At 65.0% G+C, this 14,551-nt stretch carries 17 protein-coding genes; 5 read left to right on the top strand and 12 right to left on the bottom strand.

Going from position 1 to position 14,551, the window contains the following annotated elements; all coding sequences use genetic code 11:
• Positions 1 to 117: 117 nt before the first annotated feature.
• Both HY57_RS16665 and HY57_RS16670 read right to left on the bottom strand, forming a co-directional pair.
• Positions 118 to 1,188 carry an alginate lyase family protein gene (locus HY57_RS16665; RefSeq protein ID WP_157786203.1) on the bottom strand — a complete coding sequence of 357 codons (1,071 nt, stop codon included), beginning with the start codon at positions 1,186 to 1,188 and terminating at the stop codon, positions 118 to 120.
• A gap of 207 nt (positions 1,189 to 1,395) precedes the next feature.
• Positions 1,396 to 2,106: a hypothetical protein gene (locus tag HY57_RS16670; protein ID WP_019466834.1), complete on the bottom strand. Its 711-nt coding sequence runs from the start codon at positions 2,104 to 2,106 to the stop codon at positions 1,396 to 1,398.
• A gap of 247 nt (positions 2,107 to 2,353) precedes the next feature.
• Between HY57_RS16670 and HY57_RS16675 the strand changes: the two genes are divergently transcribed.
• Entirely contained in the window at positions 2,354 to 2,884 is a 531-nt protein-coding gene (locus HY57_RS16675) for a dihydrofolate reductase family protein (RefSeq protein ID WP_019466835.1), read from the top strand.
• 56 nt (positions 2,885 to 2,940) lie between these two features.
• Here HY57_RS16675 and HY57_RS16680 read toward each other — a convergent pair whose 3' ends face one another.
• From HY57_RS16680 to HY57_RS16715, 8 genes are all read right to left on the bottom strand, one after another.
• On the bottom strand, positions 2,941 to 3,405 hold the full coding sequence (locus HY57_RS16680; RefSeq protein ID WP_050997973.1) for a GNAT family N-acetyltransferase: 465 nt from the start codon (positions 3,403 to 3,405) through the stop codon (positions 2,941 to 2,943).
• 108 nt (positions 3,406 to 3,513) lie between these two features.
• Entirely contained in the window at positions 3,514 to 3,927 is a 414-nt protein-coding gene (locus HY57_RS16685) for a VOC family protein (protein ID WP_019466837.1), read from the bottom strand.
• A gap of 152 nt (positions 3,928 to 4,079) precedes the next feature.
• Positions 4,080 to 4,562, bottom strand: a complete 483-nt coding sequence (locus HY57_RS16690) for a hypothetical protein (protein WP_019466838.1) — start codon at positions 4,560 to 4,562, stop codon at positions 4,080 to 4,082.
• A complete protein-coding gene (locus HY57_RS16695; RefSeq protein ID WP_081500723.1) occupies positions 4,559 to 5,437 on the bottom strand; it encodes an FAD:protein FMN transferase in 879 nt (292 codons plus the stop codon). The genes HY57_RS16690 and HY57_RS16695 overlap by 4 nt, the downstream gene beginning before the upstream one ends.
• Positions 5,406 to 5,936, bottom strand: a complete 531-nt coding sequence (locus HY57_RS16700) for an FMN-binding protein (protein WP_019466840.1) — start codon at positions 5,934 to 5,936, stop codon at positions 5,406 to 5,408. The genes HY57_RS16695 and HY57_RS16700 overlap by 32 nt, the downstream gene beginning before the upstream one ends.
• A gap of 9 nt (positions 5,937 to 5,945) precedes the next feature.
• Positions 5,946 to 6,881 (bottom strand): DUF6662 family protein, encoded by a 936-nt coding sequence (locus HY57_RS16705; RefSeq protein ID WP_019466841.1) that lies wholly within the window; start codon positions 6,879 to 6,881, stop codon positions 5,946 to 5,948.
• A gap of 165 nt (positions 6,882 to 7,046) precedes the next feature.
• Positions 7,047 to 9,416, bottom strand: coding sequence for an FtsX-like permease family protein (locus HY57_RS16710; protein ID WP_019466842.1), 2,370 nt, complete (start codon positions 9,414 to 9,416; stop codon positions 7,047 to 7,049).
• Positions 9,409 to 10,095 (bottom strand): ABC transporter ATP-binding protein, encoded by a 687-nt coding sequence (locus HY57_RS16715; RefSeq protein ID WP_019466843.1) that lies wholly within the window; start codon positions 10,093 to 10,095, stop codon positions 9,409 to 9,411. The genes HY57_RS16710 and HY57_RS16715 overlap by 8 nt, the downstream gene beginning before the upstream one ends.
• Positions 10,096 to 10,300: 205 nt before the next feature.
• On the opposite strand from HY57_RS16715, the gene HY57_RS16720 reads away from it, so the two are divergent.
• From HY57_RS16720 to HY57_RS16730, 3 genes are read left to right on the top strand one after another with little or no spacing between them, the layout of a single operon-like run.
• A complete protein-coding gene (locus HY57_RS16720; protein ID WP_019466844.1) occupies positions 10,301 to 10,888 on the top strand; it encodes a hypothetical protein in 588 nt (195 codons plus the stop codon).
• A gap of 5 nt (positions 10,889 to 10,893) precedes the next feature.
• The gene (locus tag HY57_RS20970) at positions 10,894 to 11,964 is read left to right on the top strand and encodes a sensor histidine kinase (RefSeq protein ID WP_144240848.1); all 1,071 of its coding nucleotides are present in this window, start codon (positions 10,894 to 10,896) and stop codon (positions 11,962 to 11,964) included.
• Positions 11,957 to 12,706 (top strand): LytR/AlgR family response regulator transcription factor, encoded by a 750-nt coding sequence (locus HY57_RS16730; RefSeq protein WP_019466845.1) that lies wholly within the window; start codon positions 11,957 to 11,959, stop codon positions 12,704 to 12,706. Before HY57_RS20970 ends, HY57_RS16730 begins: the two co-directional genes overlap by 8 nt.
• A gap of 37 nt (positions 12,707 to 12,743) precedes the next feature.
• Here the strand turns inward: HY57_RS16730 and HY57_RS16735 are convergent, their stop codons facing one another.
• A complete protein-coding gene (locus tag HY57_RS16735) occupies positions 12,744 to 13,373 on the bottom strand; it encodes a GntR family transcriptional regulator (RefSeq protein WP_019466846.1) in 630 nt (209 codons plus the stop codon).
• Between the two features lie 45 nt (positions 13,374 to 13,418).
• Between HY57_RS16735 and HY57_RS16740 the strand changes: the two genes are divergently transcribed.
• On the top strand, positions 13,419 to 13,919 hold the full coding sequence (locus tag HY57_RS16740) for an OsmC family protein (RefSeq protein WP_235186582.1): 501 nt from the start codon (positions 13,419 to 13,421) through the stop codon (positions 13,917 to 13,919).
• A gap of 93 nt (positions 13,920 to 14,012) precedes the next feature.
• Here HY57_RS16740 and HY57_RS16745 read toward each other — a convergent pair whose 3' ends face one another.
• Entirely contained in the window at positions 14,013 to 14,543 is a 531-nt protein-coding gene (locus HY57_RS16745) for a hypothetical protein (protein WP_144240850.1), read from the bottom strand.
• Positions 14,544 to 14,551 lie beyond the last annotated feature (8 nt).

Below are 14,551 nucleotides of genomic sequence, written 5' to 3' on the forward strand. Positions count from 1 at the left end.
ACCGCCCGCATGTCGTGGGAAAGGGGCGGGTTCACCTTTCGCTCCTGGGCCCTGCCCTTCCTCTGGCTTGAAGGAGCTGGCCTTCACATCGACTCCACCGGGATGGCAACGGCCGGATCAGGGTTGCGCATACAGCGACTCGATCTCAAAGCCATCCATACCGAGATGCCCCTGGGCGATGACGGCACGGCCATCGTCGTTGGGCATTCTGCGCTGCAGGATTCGAAAGTACGCGGCATTGCGCACGCCATTCAAATGGCCGTTGTTGCTCGCGTAGTAAGGGAACGTCTCCGGATGCAAGGTCCATTGCGCAGCTCTGGCATAGGCCAGGCTCAGTTGATGGCCGGCGTTGCCGGCATAGACGTCGATGCCTGCGTTGCGGAAAATCTCTGCCGCCATCGTGGTGGGAAACAAGGTGTAGTGCGTGTAGGACAGTCCGTTGACACCCTTGTCCGCGCCGCCGCAGTAGTCCGACGTGTTGCTGCGGCAGATCTCCGCTGGCATCGAACCATCCTGCGCCACCTGGCTGAGCATCAGCGACTGCCAGCGCTTCGCCGCCCGCTGCATCAGTCCTCGATCCTGCAGGTACGCCGCGCTGCTCGCCTCGAGAAACACGCCCCAATTGCCAAAGTTGTTGTTGCGTGAGGCCGTGGAAAGCGGCAGCACACGCTGCCGGACGAACGCACGAAACTTCGCGTCGTTCCACTGACTATCGGCGCGGACCATCGTTGCGGCCAATGCATATCGTGGGAACATGAAATTGACATCGGCCACACCCTGCCCCTGGCCGATACGCTGCACACCTGCGGCCCAGGCATCAAGAATCCGCTCGGCCACCTCCGCGTAACGCCGGTCGCCGCTGGCGGCAAAGCACAGCGCCTCGCGGTACGCCACATCGCCATCGTCGGTGAATGGCTTGACGATGCGTTGTTCGCCTTCGCGGTCGACGTAATGGGGCGGCGGCGAAAAATCGCTTACGGGGTGCGGCTCGTAGCCGATGTGGCGATCACAGGTCGTGCGCAGTGACTGCCACCGGGCTGGCGTCGCGCGCCACGCCTCCATGTCGCCCACCTCGGGCCACCCTGCCGATCCAAGGGATGCCGGTGTCGCCTCCGGCGTCGACGATCCGCCCGGGTGAACGGCATCGCTGGCGCAGCCCGCCAACATCATGGTGACGGCGGTGATCACGGCGCAAAGCGCGCGGCCGGGGTGTTTGTCGATCATGGCTGGATGGCTGACCTTGGGTTCGAAGGGAAGATGGGCCTGGATTCTCACGCGTGGCAAACGACGCCGATGGCTTATCACGACTCGCCCTGAGGGACAGGGGATGTCACCCCCGCACGACGCCAGCCTCGGGCCAGGCGCCGCTCACGCCGCACGCCAACGGCGCCTGCGTCAAAAACGCTTCAGCGCCTGGGTCTGTGCGTCCTTGTCCGGTGCACTCAGCGTGGCATAGACGGGCATCGACCATGCAGCACTTTGCCCCTTGCCGCAGGATCCGTAGCCACACTCGTTCCAGATGTAGAAGCTGGAGATGCGGTCGGCGGCATCATAGAGAACGGAGACTTGAACGGGCCCGTGACCATCCGCCGGTTTGAGCGTGAACTTCCACGCCCACATCGTACGGGCGTTGGACACCTGAACGGCCGGGCCGGACCCAATGAACACATACTGGCCAGCAGGAAAGGTTTTCTGGCTTCCACGCTCGATGGTGAGCACATAGTCCTTGCCTTCAACCCAGGCATACGGCGCGCTACGTTCCGCATCGCTCGCGTTCTGCATGTGCTGCAGGTCCGCGCCCGGGCTTTCCTCGCGATAGTCAGCGCTCCCGCCACCGCGACTCACCAGGCCGCCCCAGTTCATCTGATACTTGCCATCCACCCGTTGAGGGCCGCCATGCGCCCAGGTTCCATTGGGAAAGTTCACCTGGATGGCGAAGAAGTTGAGGCCCTGCTCGACCGCATGAGTGACGCGAAGGTGCGATGACACTTTGATGATGTCGCCCGGCACCTGCGGGAAGGACGCGTGCGAGTGCGGGTCGCCCGCCTGCGGCCCGATCACGAAGCCCGGCGGTGCAACCTCCGGCGCCAGCGAGTTCACGGGCATGCACCCGGCCGCTTGCATGCCCCCGGCCAGAACGCATGGGATCAACAGGATTCGGGGTATAACGACAGGCTTCATGGTTCACCCTTTGGCGCGACGACCTTACCGGCCCTTTGGGCGAAGCCTAGGCGTTGCCCCATACAAAAGGCTTTCCGGGGCGCTCATGGATGGTGTCGCAACGAAGGGCCAGCCGATCCGTCGTAGCCTGTCGGCAACGACGATGCGCAAGTCCACGGCGTGGAGATATCCCATGGCGAAGCTTGTCTACGGAATGAACATGTCTCTGGATGGCTATGTCGACCATCAGGGATTTGCGCCCGGCCCACGGCTCTTTCGTCACTTCATCGCGCAGGTGCGCGACCTGGCGGGCAGTGTGTATGGTCGCCGCATGTACGAGGTCATGCGCTATTGGGACGAGGACTCACCCGACTGGAGCGCCGAGGAACGCGACTTCGCGGAGGCGTGGCGGCGCCAGCCGAAGTGGGTCGTGTCGCGTTCGCTGGCGTCCGTCGGCCCCAACGCTACCCTGGTCGCCTATGACCTCGAGGCGGTGGTAAAGAAGCTGAAGACCGAACTCGCCGGAGAAATCGAAGTCGCCGGACCGGACCTGGCGCGAAGCCTGACCGAGCTTGACCTCATCGATGAGTATCGAATCTACCTCCACCCTGTCGTGCTCGGTCGCGGCAAGCCATTCTTCGCAGGCTATGCACTGCGGCTACGCCTCGTGGCAAGCGACGTGATGGGCGAAGACGTGGTCCGGCTGACCTACGTTCGCGCGTGAGGGCGTGAAGCGCCGCCAGGGCGGCCGATCAACCCCGTGAGGTGAGGCCCGCTCGCCTATCGCTCGCCATCCAGCGTCTTGGCCATTTCGGTCGTGCCGTTCCAGCCCAGGCCTTGATAGAGCGGCCTGCCCTTCGCCGTGGCATGCAGCACGGCATAGCCCACCCCACGCCTGACAAACTCCGCTTCCGCGAGCTTCATCAGTTCGCGGGCCAGCCCACGCTTCCTGTAATCCGGCTCGACAAAGACGTTGAGCACGTAGCCGCGCTTGTCCTGCATCGGGTGCGCGGGGTGTGGCGGCCAGTCGATGAGCATCAGCCCGATGCCGGCCACGGGAGCGCCGTCATCGGACATCACAAAGCCAAAATAGGATCCATCCCGTAGACGCGGCCTGAGCCATTCGCGGAATTGGCCCGTCATGGTGGCCAGCGCCTCGTCGCGCCCGCCCGCGTCACGGAACATGTCTTCGCGGTGCCTGCAGATAAGGTCGAGATCCGCAGCGTGGAGTGACCGAATGTCCATGATGGCCCCGGGTTGAAAACGCCGGACCGGAAACGCCGCTCCCTTTCAGGAACCGGCGCCCCCGATCACGATGGACAGGCGCCGCGCGCCTGTCCACTGAAGAGATGCTCAGCCGTGCGGCGGGATGGCGCTGGGGTCCATCCACATCACTTCCCAGATATGGCCGTCCGGATCTTCGAAGCTGCGGCCGAACATGAAGCCGTAGTCCTGCACGGGCGTGGGGTCGGCCTTGCCGCCGGCAGCGCTTGCCTTGTCGACCATGCCGGTTACGTCGTCGCGGCTGCCGGCGGAAAGGCAAAGCAGCACCTGCGCGTTCGCATGGGCATCAACGATGGGCTTGCTGGTGAACTGGCGCCACTTGTCATGCGTGAGCAGCATGGCGTAGATCGTGTCGGAGAGCACCATGCAGGCGGCGGTATCGTCACTGAAGGCAGGGTTGTTGACCGCGCCCACCGCCTCATAGAAGGCCTTGGAACGCTTCAGGTCGGTCACCGGCAGGTTAACGAAGATCATCTTGCTCATGAGTCAGTCCTTTGGGATGGAAGCCGCGATGGAATTATCACGACTTCCTGCTGACGAACAAGGCAGGGGAAAATCGACAAGGCCGGTCCATCGATTCCCGTGCGGATGTCGACGCCGGTTTCACCGCGGACCGAACACCTCGTCCGGCGGCATCACGCCTTGCGCTTTGCGCGCCTGCGCCCGAGCACAACGTGCACCGCCAGCAACAACGGAAGCGCCAGGCCTATCGTCCAATGGGCAAGCACGCTCACGCCGCGCCAGGTGTCGTCCGTGAGGTAATAGAGCAGATAGCCGGTGAGGATCAGCCAGACCAGCACACCGACGGCAACGCCACCGGTCACGCGCTGCCGCCCGGTTTTCCATCCAGCGACGATGTGGACGCCCCAGGTGAGACCAAATGACCAGAGCGCGCCAAACGCCATGGCGCCATGCAGCCGCAGCCACCAGGGTTCCAGTGGGCTCGGCGTGTCGCCGAAGGGGCCCTTGGTCATCAGGAAATAATGGCAGACCAGCCATGCCGCGCCGCTCGACCAGAGCGCCCAGCCGATGGCGTATACCAAATAGCGGCGCTGACGCGACAACCGCAACGGCGTGCGATGGTGGCCGACAACATTGTGGTGCGCGGGGTTCTTCATGAAATCACCTGGCCAATGCAGGTCCACTCGCCAGCGGGGCTTTGCAGATAGGCCTCCGCGTCGTAGTGCCGGAGCATGGCATCGCTCTGCGTGCCGAGGGCAAGCACGACCTTGGTGAGCGCGTCAGCGTGCACGCAACGCGGGGCCACGACGGTTGCCAGCAGATCGCCGCCGACCGGCAAGCGGTGCAGCGCATCACGATGTGGAATGGCGGCATGCGCCGCTCGTGCCCGTGGCGTGCTCGTCGCCACCGCGACTTCGCCGACTTCCAGCGCGGGAATGTTCGCCCTGTCCGGCAGCATCGTATCGATGGCCACCTGATGCGGCCCCGTTCCGATGAAGCGCAGGTCGCCGCCGGCATTGACCACGCCATGGGTCACGCCGTGTTCCTTCAGCGCGTGCACCGCGCAGTCAACGGCATAGCCCTTGGCAATGCCGCCCAGATCCATCCACAGGGGGCGATGCAGGCAAACCTGCGTTTCCAGCAACTCGATGTCCTTCCAGTACGCGGAAGGGTCAGGTGGACAGGCGCCCTGGGGCGAAGGCAGCAAGCCGTCACGCACCAGCTGGCCGCCGATGGTGATGTCGAACACGCCGCCGGACATCTCCGCCAGTTGCCGCGCCTCTTCAAGCACCTCCACCGTCATGGCGTCGACCGTGACCCGCTCGCCCAGAGGTGCGCGGTGCAGTCGCGACAAGTCACTGGCCGGTTCGTGGAAGCTCATCAGCGCGTGCACACGCTCCACCTGCGCAAAGGCCTTGTCGATGGCGGCATGCGCCCGCGGTGCGTCCATGCCCTGCACCAGGACCTTTACCGTCGTGCCGAGCAGCGGGCGTGCCCGCTCAACCCGGCTGCTTGGACAGGACGAGGTCATAAGTCGCCAACAGTCGCTTCACGCCATCTGTAATGTGCCGGCTCGACAAGGTCGCGCCCGAAATATTCTGGATGTCGGTGCCAAGCTTCAGGGGTGCCGCGTGCGTCTTGCCCGTGAACTGCGCCCGCCACGCTGCGTTGCGCACCTGGTCACCGTAGGTTTCCCGATACTCGAGAATCTCCACGGACTTCACGGCGCCCTTGTCGTCCAGCGCCAGTGCGAACGGGATGAACTCGTGCTTGCCCACCACCTGGTCGGCGATGAACCAGCCGCCGGTGGACACCCGCCATGCCTTCAGGTTGGGGCTGAGCACATTGACGTCGCTCGCCTTCTCGATGGCCTTGACCTGTTCAGGCGTGAGCGTCACGAAATCGGGTGTCAGCGTGGCCCCAGGAAACATCTGCGCCTGGGCCTGTTCGACACTCATGTACACCGTGGCCTGCACCGGGGCAGCGACCACCAGGGCGTAGGCGGGAATCAGCAGGAAACGTGATTTCATGGCGATGCCTCAGAAGTACCAGCCGGCCTTGATGCGGACCCGGTACTTTTCAAAATCGTTGTCATAGATGCGACGGCCCACGATGGCGCCCGGCACCGTATCCGCATGCGCGCTGGCCCAGGGCAGCTGCTCGAGGAACGTCGCGGTCACGAAGAACTTCTTGCCGCCGTAGTGGATCACCGGCCCGACGAAGTAGCCGTCGTTCGACTCGTTGCTGAAGTTGTAGCTGTTGTATTCGTGCTCGTTGAGGAACTCGATGCCCGCCGACCAGTTGGGCGCAAAGCGATAAGAGGCGGCGATATTGAGGTTGACGTCCGTCTCCTCCTGCCACCGCTTGTGCGTCATGGCGTCATCGGCCCAGTCGTAGCGCAGCTCAGGTGCATAGGTGAAATTGAAGGCCGTGACCAGGCGGTCGTCCAGGAAGTTCTTCTGCAGGATCAGCTTGGTTTCCAGTTCGCGGAACTGCGGACCGACGGTAGGCTCCACATAGATGGCCACGCCCAGGGGATCCGTATAGGGGCTCCACAGGCGATAGATGGCCTCGCCGGAGAAGCCGACGAAGCGCTTGGCGTTGTAGTGGTCGTCCGGGCCCGGCCGGTCGTAGGAAAGCGGCTCGGGCGGCGTGGTCTGGTCGAACGGCCCGTTGTGATACGCCCGCGACCACACGTAGTTCGCATAGAACGCGAGCTGCAGCTTGTCGGTCATGCCGTACTCGAACTCGGTGCGGCCATCGATCTGGTCGAAGTAGCCGGCCACCTTCTGGTGGCGCCAGGTGGCCCACTGCTCCACTTCCTTGGCACCCTGCGGCAGCAGGTCGGTGGTGTAGACATAGCCGAACTGGCTTTCCTCGGCATGCACGCGGGACAGGCCCAGGCCGGCGAGCGCGGTGACGGCGAGCAGCGCGGATGCACAGACGCCTGCGCAACGCGTAACGATGTGCTTCATGCGAACGATGGCCCCAGATGACAGGGGCGTAATACTAAATGATAGTAATTCGCAATTGTATCTTCAGGCGGCCAAACGCAAGAACTTTCGGTTGCCATATGGCCAGCGCCCGCCTTCGGGGAGGCAGGCGCCATGACGTCAGGGCGAGTGGAACGACCGCGCGGATCACTCGTACTGCAACGCCCTCACCACCGACAACCGCATGGCCTGCCGTGCCGGCCAGGCGCAGGCGAGCACGGCGACGGTCATCACCAGCGCCAGCCAGCGCAAGGCACCGCCCGGCTCGGGCAGCAGCGACGTGGGCACCGGGAACATGACGGCGGCAAAGCCCCGTGCCAGCAGCACGCTGATGGGCACCGACAGCGGCAGCGACATCAGCCAGCCAAGCAGCGCCATGGTCAGGCCCTCCAGCTGCACCATGCCGAGGATGGTGCGACCGCGCGCCCCCATGGCGCGCAACACACCGATTTCGCGCTGGCGTTCCAGCACGGCCACGCTCATGGTGGATGCCAGGCCCATGCCGCCGACCACGATCATCACCCAGCCCATGCCGCCGAGGAAGCTCACCACCATCTGCAGGTGATCCTCGATGCCTTGCCGTTCTTCGCTGAGCAACTGGCTGCTGGCGACGACCAGCCCCTGCTGATCGAAGGCATCGCGCAGTCGCTGGACAAGGTCGAGCTGCCCTTGTTTGTCGCGCGCGCCGGCCTTGATCAACAGCAGTGAAGCGACGTCATGGCCGCGCCATGCCGCGAACGCGGATGGCGCGACGTACGCCAGCGGCTCGGGTCCGCTGTCGACGATGCCCACGATCCGCAAGGGTGACTGCCGGCCATCGATGGTCAGCTGCACCGATTGCCCGACTTTCAGTTCCGGATCCGTTTTCAGCAGGCCGCTGCCGATCACCACGCCGGCGGCATCGTCATCGCGCAGCCAGCGTCCGTGCTGCAGCGCGGGTGTCACCAGACGGCTGCGCGGCGGAACGGCAAACAGATCGAACATGTTGCCCACGGTGCCATCCGCGCGCACCACACCGGCGCTGGCGCCGTCCCAGGCTTCGACGGCGTCCACGCCTGTTACCGCGTTCGCGGTTTCGATCAGGCGGCTCGCCGGCTGTGGCTCATGCATACGCAACGCGATGTCGTAGTGTTGATCGACGAACAGCCGATCCACCGACTGCTCCACCGCCGCACGCAGATTGTTGGCGCCGATAAAGACGGAACCGGCGGTCGCCAGCGCCACCAGGGTCAGCAGGCAACGCTGGCGCTGTCGAAAAGCGTTGTGCAACGACAGCAGCTGCGGACGCGCGAGCGGCACGCCCTGCAATCCATGCCGCACGCGCAAGGCGGCAGCGTCGTTGGACAGCTCCTGCCCGCGCAGCGCCGCCACCACCGACTGGCGACAGGCCTGCACCACCGGCACCGCGGCGGCCAGCACGGGCAACACCACGCCTACGGCAGCCTGCGCGGCGAATGCCCACAAGGGAATCGCCTGACTGTCCACGGGGAAATTCAACAGCTCGCCCTGGAAACTGCCGTAGCGGCGTCCAAGCCAGGCGGCCACCGGCAGCGCCACGGCCACGGCAAGCACGCCGAGCGCGCCCGCCAGCACCAGGATCTGCGTGGCCAGTTGCCGCTCGCTCGCACCCACCGCCTTCATGATGCCCAGTTCGCGCCGCTGGCCCGCCAGCATGGCCGATACCAGGTTGACGATCAGGCAGCCGCACACCAGCAAGGTGAGGATGCCGAAACCGCCTTGCGTGAGCATCAGCGTATCCATCTGGGCGGCGTGGATATGCTGGCCCGGCACGGGCACGTTGATGCGCCCCACGCGACGCCCTTCCGCCTCCGCCAGCGCCTTGATGCGCCACGCCAGCTGGCGCACATCCTGTTGGCTGGGATGCGGGTCGGACACCGTGATCTGCAGCTCGTCGAACCCGGAAGGCACGCCAAGCCGGGACAAGGTTTCGAGGCTGACAAAGCCATACACGAGATGATCCATCCAGCCGGGCGCCACCGACACGTCGCGCACAAGGCCGCCGACGCGAAGCGCGACAGGCGCCTGGCCTGCGACGGCAACGGGAAGAACGGCGCCCACCGTCGCGCCAGAGTAACCCAGCGAGGAACGCTCGATCATGACTTCACCGTCATTCGGCGGCCACGCGCCCTGCACGTCCTGCAGTCGTCCGATATCGGGGCGGGCCACATCGTCGAGTGCATGCAGCACGATGGTCTTGCGTTCGCCCGGCCCCTGCGTGGTCGCGATCACCGTCCGCCGCAACCGCGCCGCGGCCACACCGGGCAGCTGGCGTACACGCGCGAGGAATGACGCATCCAGCGGCGTGATCTGCAGCGTCGCCGCCACCGGATGACTCGCGACGTAGCTGGCCTGGGTGGTCACGCGCACCAGCGCCCATGCGTCAAGTATCGCCCCGGCGCCAATCAAACCCAGCGCCACGGCGAGTACCACCAGCAGCGTCCGCGCGCGATGTCCCCACGCGTCACGCAGCGTTTTTCGCCAGCGCGTATCAAACATGGCAGGCCTCCCCGCATGGCGCCACGCGGCCGTCCTCCAGGGTCACGGTGCGGCCAGCCCGACGCAGCACCGACGGGTCATGGGTCACCATCACCAGCGTTTGACCTTCGGCTACCAGCTCGCCGAGCAGATCCAGCAAGGCCGACGCGTTGTGGGTATCCAGGTTGCCGGTCGGCTCGTCGGCCAACAGCAAGGCGGGCGCGTTGGCCAGGGCGCGCGCAACGGCAACCCGCTGTTGCTGTCCGCCGGACATGGTCGAAGGGAGCTTGTCCGCCTGGGGCAGAACGTCCAGCCGGTCGAGCAGTGCCAGCGCGCGCTTGCGGCGCTCCCTGGCGGGCCAGCATCCCGCCAGGTCCATGGGCAACATCACGTTCTCCACTGCCGACAGCGTCGGCATCAGCTGGAAGAACTGGAACACGATGCCGACCGAACGCCCGCGCCAGCGCGCCAGCGCCTGCTCCGACAGCGCCTGCACCGCCTGGCCGCCCACCCATACTTCGCCAGCGCTGGGCCGGTCGAGTCCGCCCAGCAGATGGAGCACGGTCGATTTGCCGCTGCCTGACTTGCCGGTGATGGCGACGAACTCCCCGCCAAAGACATCCAGGTCGACATCGGCAAGCGCCACGCAACTCGCGCTGCCGCCCGCGTAGGTCTTGTTGACACCGCGTAGCCGGATCACCGGCTCGTGCGAATGAGATGGGGCGATTGAGCGATACACGGGCGACTCCCGACATGTCTGGGTGAGGTGCCATAGCGTAAGCAGGCCCCTCGGGACGCTGGCTGCCGTTCACCGTGCTGTTTCGGCGATTGGGCGAATCCCGCTGCCTGCTGCGCGGGAAGCCATGGCAGTCTCGGTGCGTCCCAACCACCATCGAGGCATTGCCATGACACCGTTTGTTCGCCACGCCTTCGTCGCTGCCGTGTCGCTGGGCTTCACCGCCATCGCTGCCCAGGCCGTTGCCGCCGACGTCAGCGTCCCGGCCGCCCGTGCCACGGAATCCCATCAGTTCGACTTCCTGCTCGGCCAATGGCAGGTCAAGGGAGAGGTGAAAGCCACGGGCCTGTTCGCCCTGATTCACGGCGCACCCAAACTGTCGGGCCACTGGAAGGCCTGGCACGCCGTGGACGGCCAGGGCATCGAGGACGAACTGCGACTGACCGACGCCTCGGGCAATCCCCTGCCCCCGGTGCAATTCACGCGCATCTTTTCCCGCGAGGAAAACTGCTGGAAGATCACCGTGCTCGATGCCGCCGAAGGCCATGCACAACCATCGACGGGTCACTGGCAAGACGGCGACATGGTGGTCACCGGCAACGCCGCGGACCACGAAGGCAAGCACTATCAAAGCCGCACCCATTTCACCGCCATCACATCGACGGGGTTCCGCATGGTGCAAGACCGCTCATACGATGAAGGAAAAACCTGGGAGACGGCTTACGTGACGCTCAACGCCAGTCGCACCGGTAGTTGACCGGCGTGACGCACCCGTCATCGCCCACGCGCAGCTGGTTCTGGCTGCAGCTGATCATCGGCTGGCTGCCGATGTGGGCCTTCTTCACCGTCCTGATCGTCAACGTGCACGGCGCGCCTTTGGCTGGCGCCGCGTGGGTGGCGCTGCGCATGATCGTCAGCGGCGCCGTGGTGGGACTGGGTGTGCGCGTGCTGGTTCAGCGATGCCCGTGGCCCTACCCGTTCCACGTGTCTTTCCTGCTGATCCATGCGGTCGCCGCACCGTTGTATGCCTTGTTGTGGGCAGCGGCATACAGCCTGGTCGAAAGTCTGTTTCGTAGGCACCTGGTGTTCGCGGTGGGGCCAGGCCTGGGGCCTTTCATGCTGACCGGCATCTGGCTCTACGTGATGATCGCCGCGGTGGGCTACGCCCAACAGGCCGCCCAGCGCACCGCGCTGATCCAGGCGGCGACGGCGCGCGCGCAGCTCACCGCCCTGCACGCGCAGTTGCATCCGCACTTCCTGTTCAACGCGCTGCACACCGTGGTGCAGCTGATTCCGCTCGATCCCGTCCGGGCCAGCCATGCGGCGGAGCTGCTCGCGCAATTGCTGCGCTCGGCGCTGGAGGAGCAGCGCGACCTGGTGACCCTCGCCGAGGAATGGCGCTTCGTGGAACGCTATCTGGCGATCGAACAGCTGCGCTTCGGCGAACGGCTGCAGGTTGCGGCCACGCTGCCCGCCGACCTGATGGACGCCGCCTTGCCTTCGTTTGCGTTGCAGACGCTGGTGGAAAACGCCGTGCGGCACGGCGCTGCGCCCAAGCGCGGCACCACCCACCTGCATGTTCAGGCCAGCAACGAACATGGGCGCTTGTGCCTGATGGTCAGCGATGACGGCGTGGGCGCCGAACCCGCTGCCATGAACCAGGGCGGCGGAACGGGATTGCAGCGGCTGCGCGAACGGCTGACCTGGCTCTACGGCCGGAATGCCAGGCTGGATGTCCACGCGTCCCCGGCCGGCGTCACGGCCACGCTGCACTGGCCGGCGACCCAGATCGCGCGCAGCCCTCTCCACGCGGCGAGCCACGACGATGACTGAGCGCAACGCGGTGCCAACCCTCATCGTCGACGACGAGCCCCTGGCCCGCGCCGGCTTGCGTCACCTGTTGCAGGAGATCGACTGGATTCGCTGCGTAGGCGAAGCGGCGGATGGCGAGGCCGCCATCGAGGCGATTCACCGGTTGCAGCCCGAGCTGATCTTGCTGGATGTGCAGATGCCCGGGTGCTCAGGCATCGACGTGTTGCGTCGCCTGCCGCCGCCTGCTCCGCGCATCATCTTCACCACCGCATACGCCGAACACGCCGTGGCCGCCTTCGAACTCGGCGCGCTCGATTACCTGCTCAAACCCTTTGGGGCGAGCCGCCTCGCCACGGCCCTCGACCGGGTTCGCGCCTCGCTGGGCGAACCCCTGCCACCCGCACTCGACCGCTACGGCGAGATGCTGGCCCATGGCCCCATGCAACGGCTTTTCGTGCGCAGCGGACGCAGCATCCAGCCGCTGGCCGTGGCCGACATCTACTGGTTCGAGGCGGTGGGCGACTACGTGATGGCGCACACCGCCAGCGGCGACTACGTCCTGCACCTGGCACTCAGCCGCCTTGAGGCGCGACTGGACCCTCAGTGCTTTGCCCGCATCCATCGCGCGCACCTCATCAATCTCGGCCAGCTGACGCGCTTCCGGCGTGAGCTTGATGGCCGGCTGACGGCCGTCCTGCATAACGGCACGGCATTGCCGGTCAGCAAAAGCAAGGCACAGGTGTTTCGCGAACTGGCGCGTTGATCACGCCCGGCAATACACGCTGCTTGTAGCCACGGGCTCAGCCCGGCGACGCCTTCATATGCGCAAGCAGGTGTTTGGCCGCGCCGTCCAGATGTCCCTCCAGCACCTGAAGGGCCTGCTCCGTGTCGCCCCGGCGCAGATGCTTCACCATCGCGCCATGTTCGCCCAGCCATCGCGGTTTCTTGGCCGGCATGGTGGCGTACGCACTGACGAACAGAACGCAGGTCCGGCGCAGCGCTTCGATCATCGCAAGCTGCCGCTGTCGCCCGGCAAGCTGATAGATCGCCCGGTGAAACGCCCAATCGCCATCCGCCCAATCGGGGCCACCGGCGTCCAAGTCGGACTTGAGCCGTACGCGGTCGATTTCCTCAAGGGCCGCTGGCGTCATCACCGCCGCCGCCCGCCTCAGGCAATCGCCCTCCAGCAGGATGCGCAAGTCATAGATCTCGCGAACTTCGGCAGGAGTCAGGCTGATGGCCCTGGCGCCACGGTTGGCCGCGATTTCAATCAGCCCTTCACCGGCCAGGATGCGCAGCGCATCCCGAATGGGAATGCGGCTGACGCCGAAACGCTGGGCGAGCTCGACCTGGGAAAGATCAGCCCCGGGACGCAGAAGGCCTGACATCAGCTCGCCGCGCAATTGGCTGGCTATCGTTTCCGGTGTCATCGCGGCGCGCCTCGCATTTGCCTTCGCTGAAACCCAAGTGTATACATGTATACATCTACAACTCAAGGACCGCAGATGGCCAGGAATCATGACTTCACGGCGGAGATCGTCTGGACGGGCGACCGCGGCGAGGGAACCAAGACCTATCGCGGCTACGACCGCACCTGGCGCATTACCACGCCGGGCAAGGCAGCCATTGAGTGTTCGAACGACCCGATGCTTGGAGGCGACCCTTCCAAGCCCAATCCGGAAGATCTGCTGCTGGCAAGCCTCTCCGCCTGCCACATGCTCTGGTATCTGCACCTGGCAAGTAACGCCGGTATCGTCGTGAAGCAGTACGAAGACAACCCGCTGGGTGTCGGCGAAACCGGATCACGCGGCGAAGGACGTTTCATCCGTGCCGTGCTTCGGCCGAAGATCGTCGTGGAACGCGGCGCAGACCTCGCCAAGGCCGACGCGCTGCACCATGCCGTCCATGATTTCTGCTTCATCGCCCGATCGGTCAATTTTCCGATCAGCTATGAGGCGACCTATATCGACATTTGATGGCCGGGCGAGAACGCGTGCCGTGACACCATGTCTGCGCTGGGTCGGAAGCGGACCTTTTTCGTGTCACTTCCGCGCGCCAGCCCGGAGACACTACGAACGTCGCTTGCAGGTGACTGGTTCTGTCGAGTCATCCAAGAGGTCGTCGGACAGCCGCCGCTCGATGCCGAATGGAAACGTCTCGAAAACCATGAGTTCGGTCCGCTCTCCGACATACACCGCGCGACATGTCAAAGCACCCTGTCGTAGCTCAAGGTCCGGCTTGATCCAGGGATCCAGCGCTAGACCCAGGGCGAGCACCCACAACGTCCCCAGATAGGCCGTCGATATCGCAAACCTCACCAGTACGGTGAAGATCCGGTAGCGGATACCTCGAACCCAGGTGAGCGCCAAGACGGCCGCGCCAGTAAGGGCAATAAACACGATCAGCACGTTGGCCGTGATCGCCGCGAACGAAACGCGCACCATCACTGCTAACGCGACTACGGCCCAAAGTACGGCCACACCCAAGGCGGTGTTTCGCATGATTTCCTTCGCCTGCATCCGGATCGAATCGCGAAGGTGATCTTCAGCACGGTTCCAACGATGGTCGAAACATGTCCGCTTTGGGTCGGAAGCGGACATTTCACAAC

The sequence above is a fragment of the Dyella japonica A8 genome (assembly GCF_000725385.1).
Classification (GTDB): Bacteria; Pseudomonadota; Gammaproteobacteria; order Xanthomonadales; family Rhodanobacteraceae; genus Dyella; species Dyella japonica_C.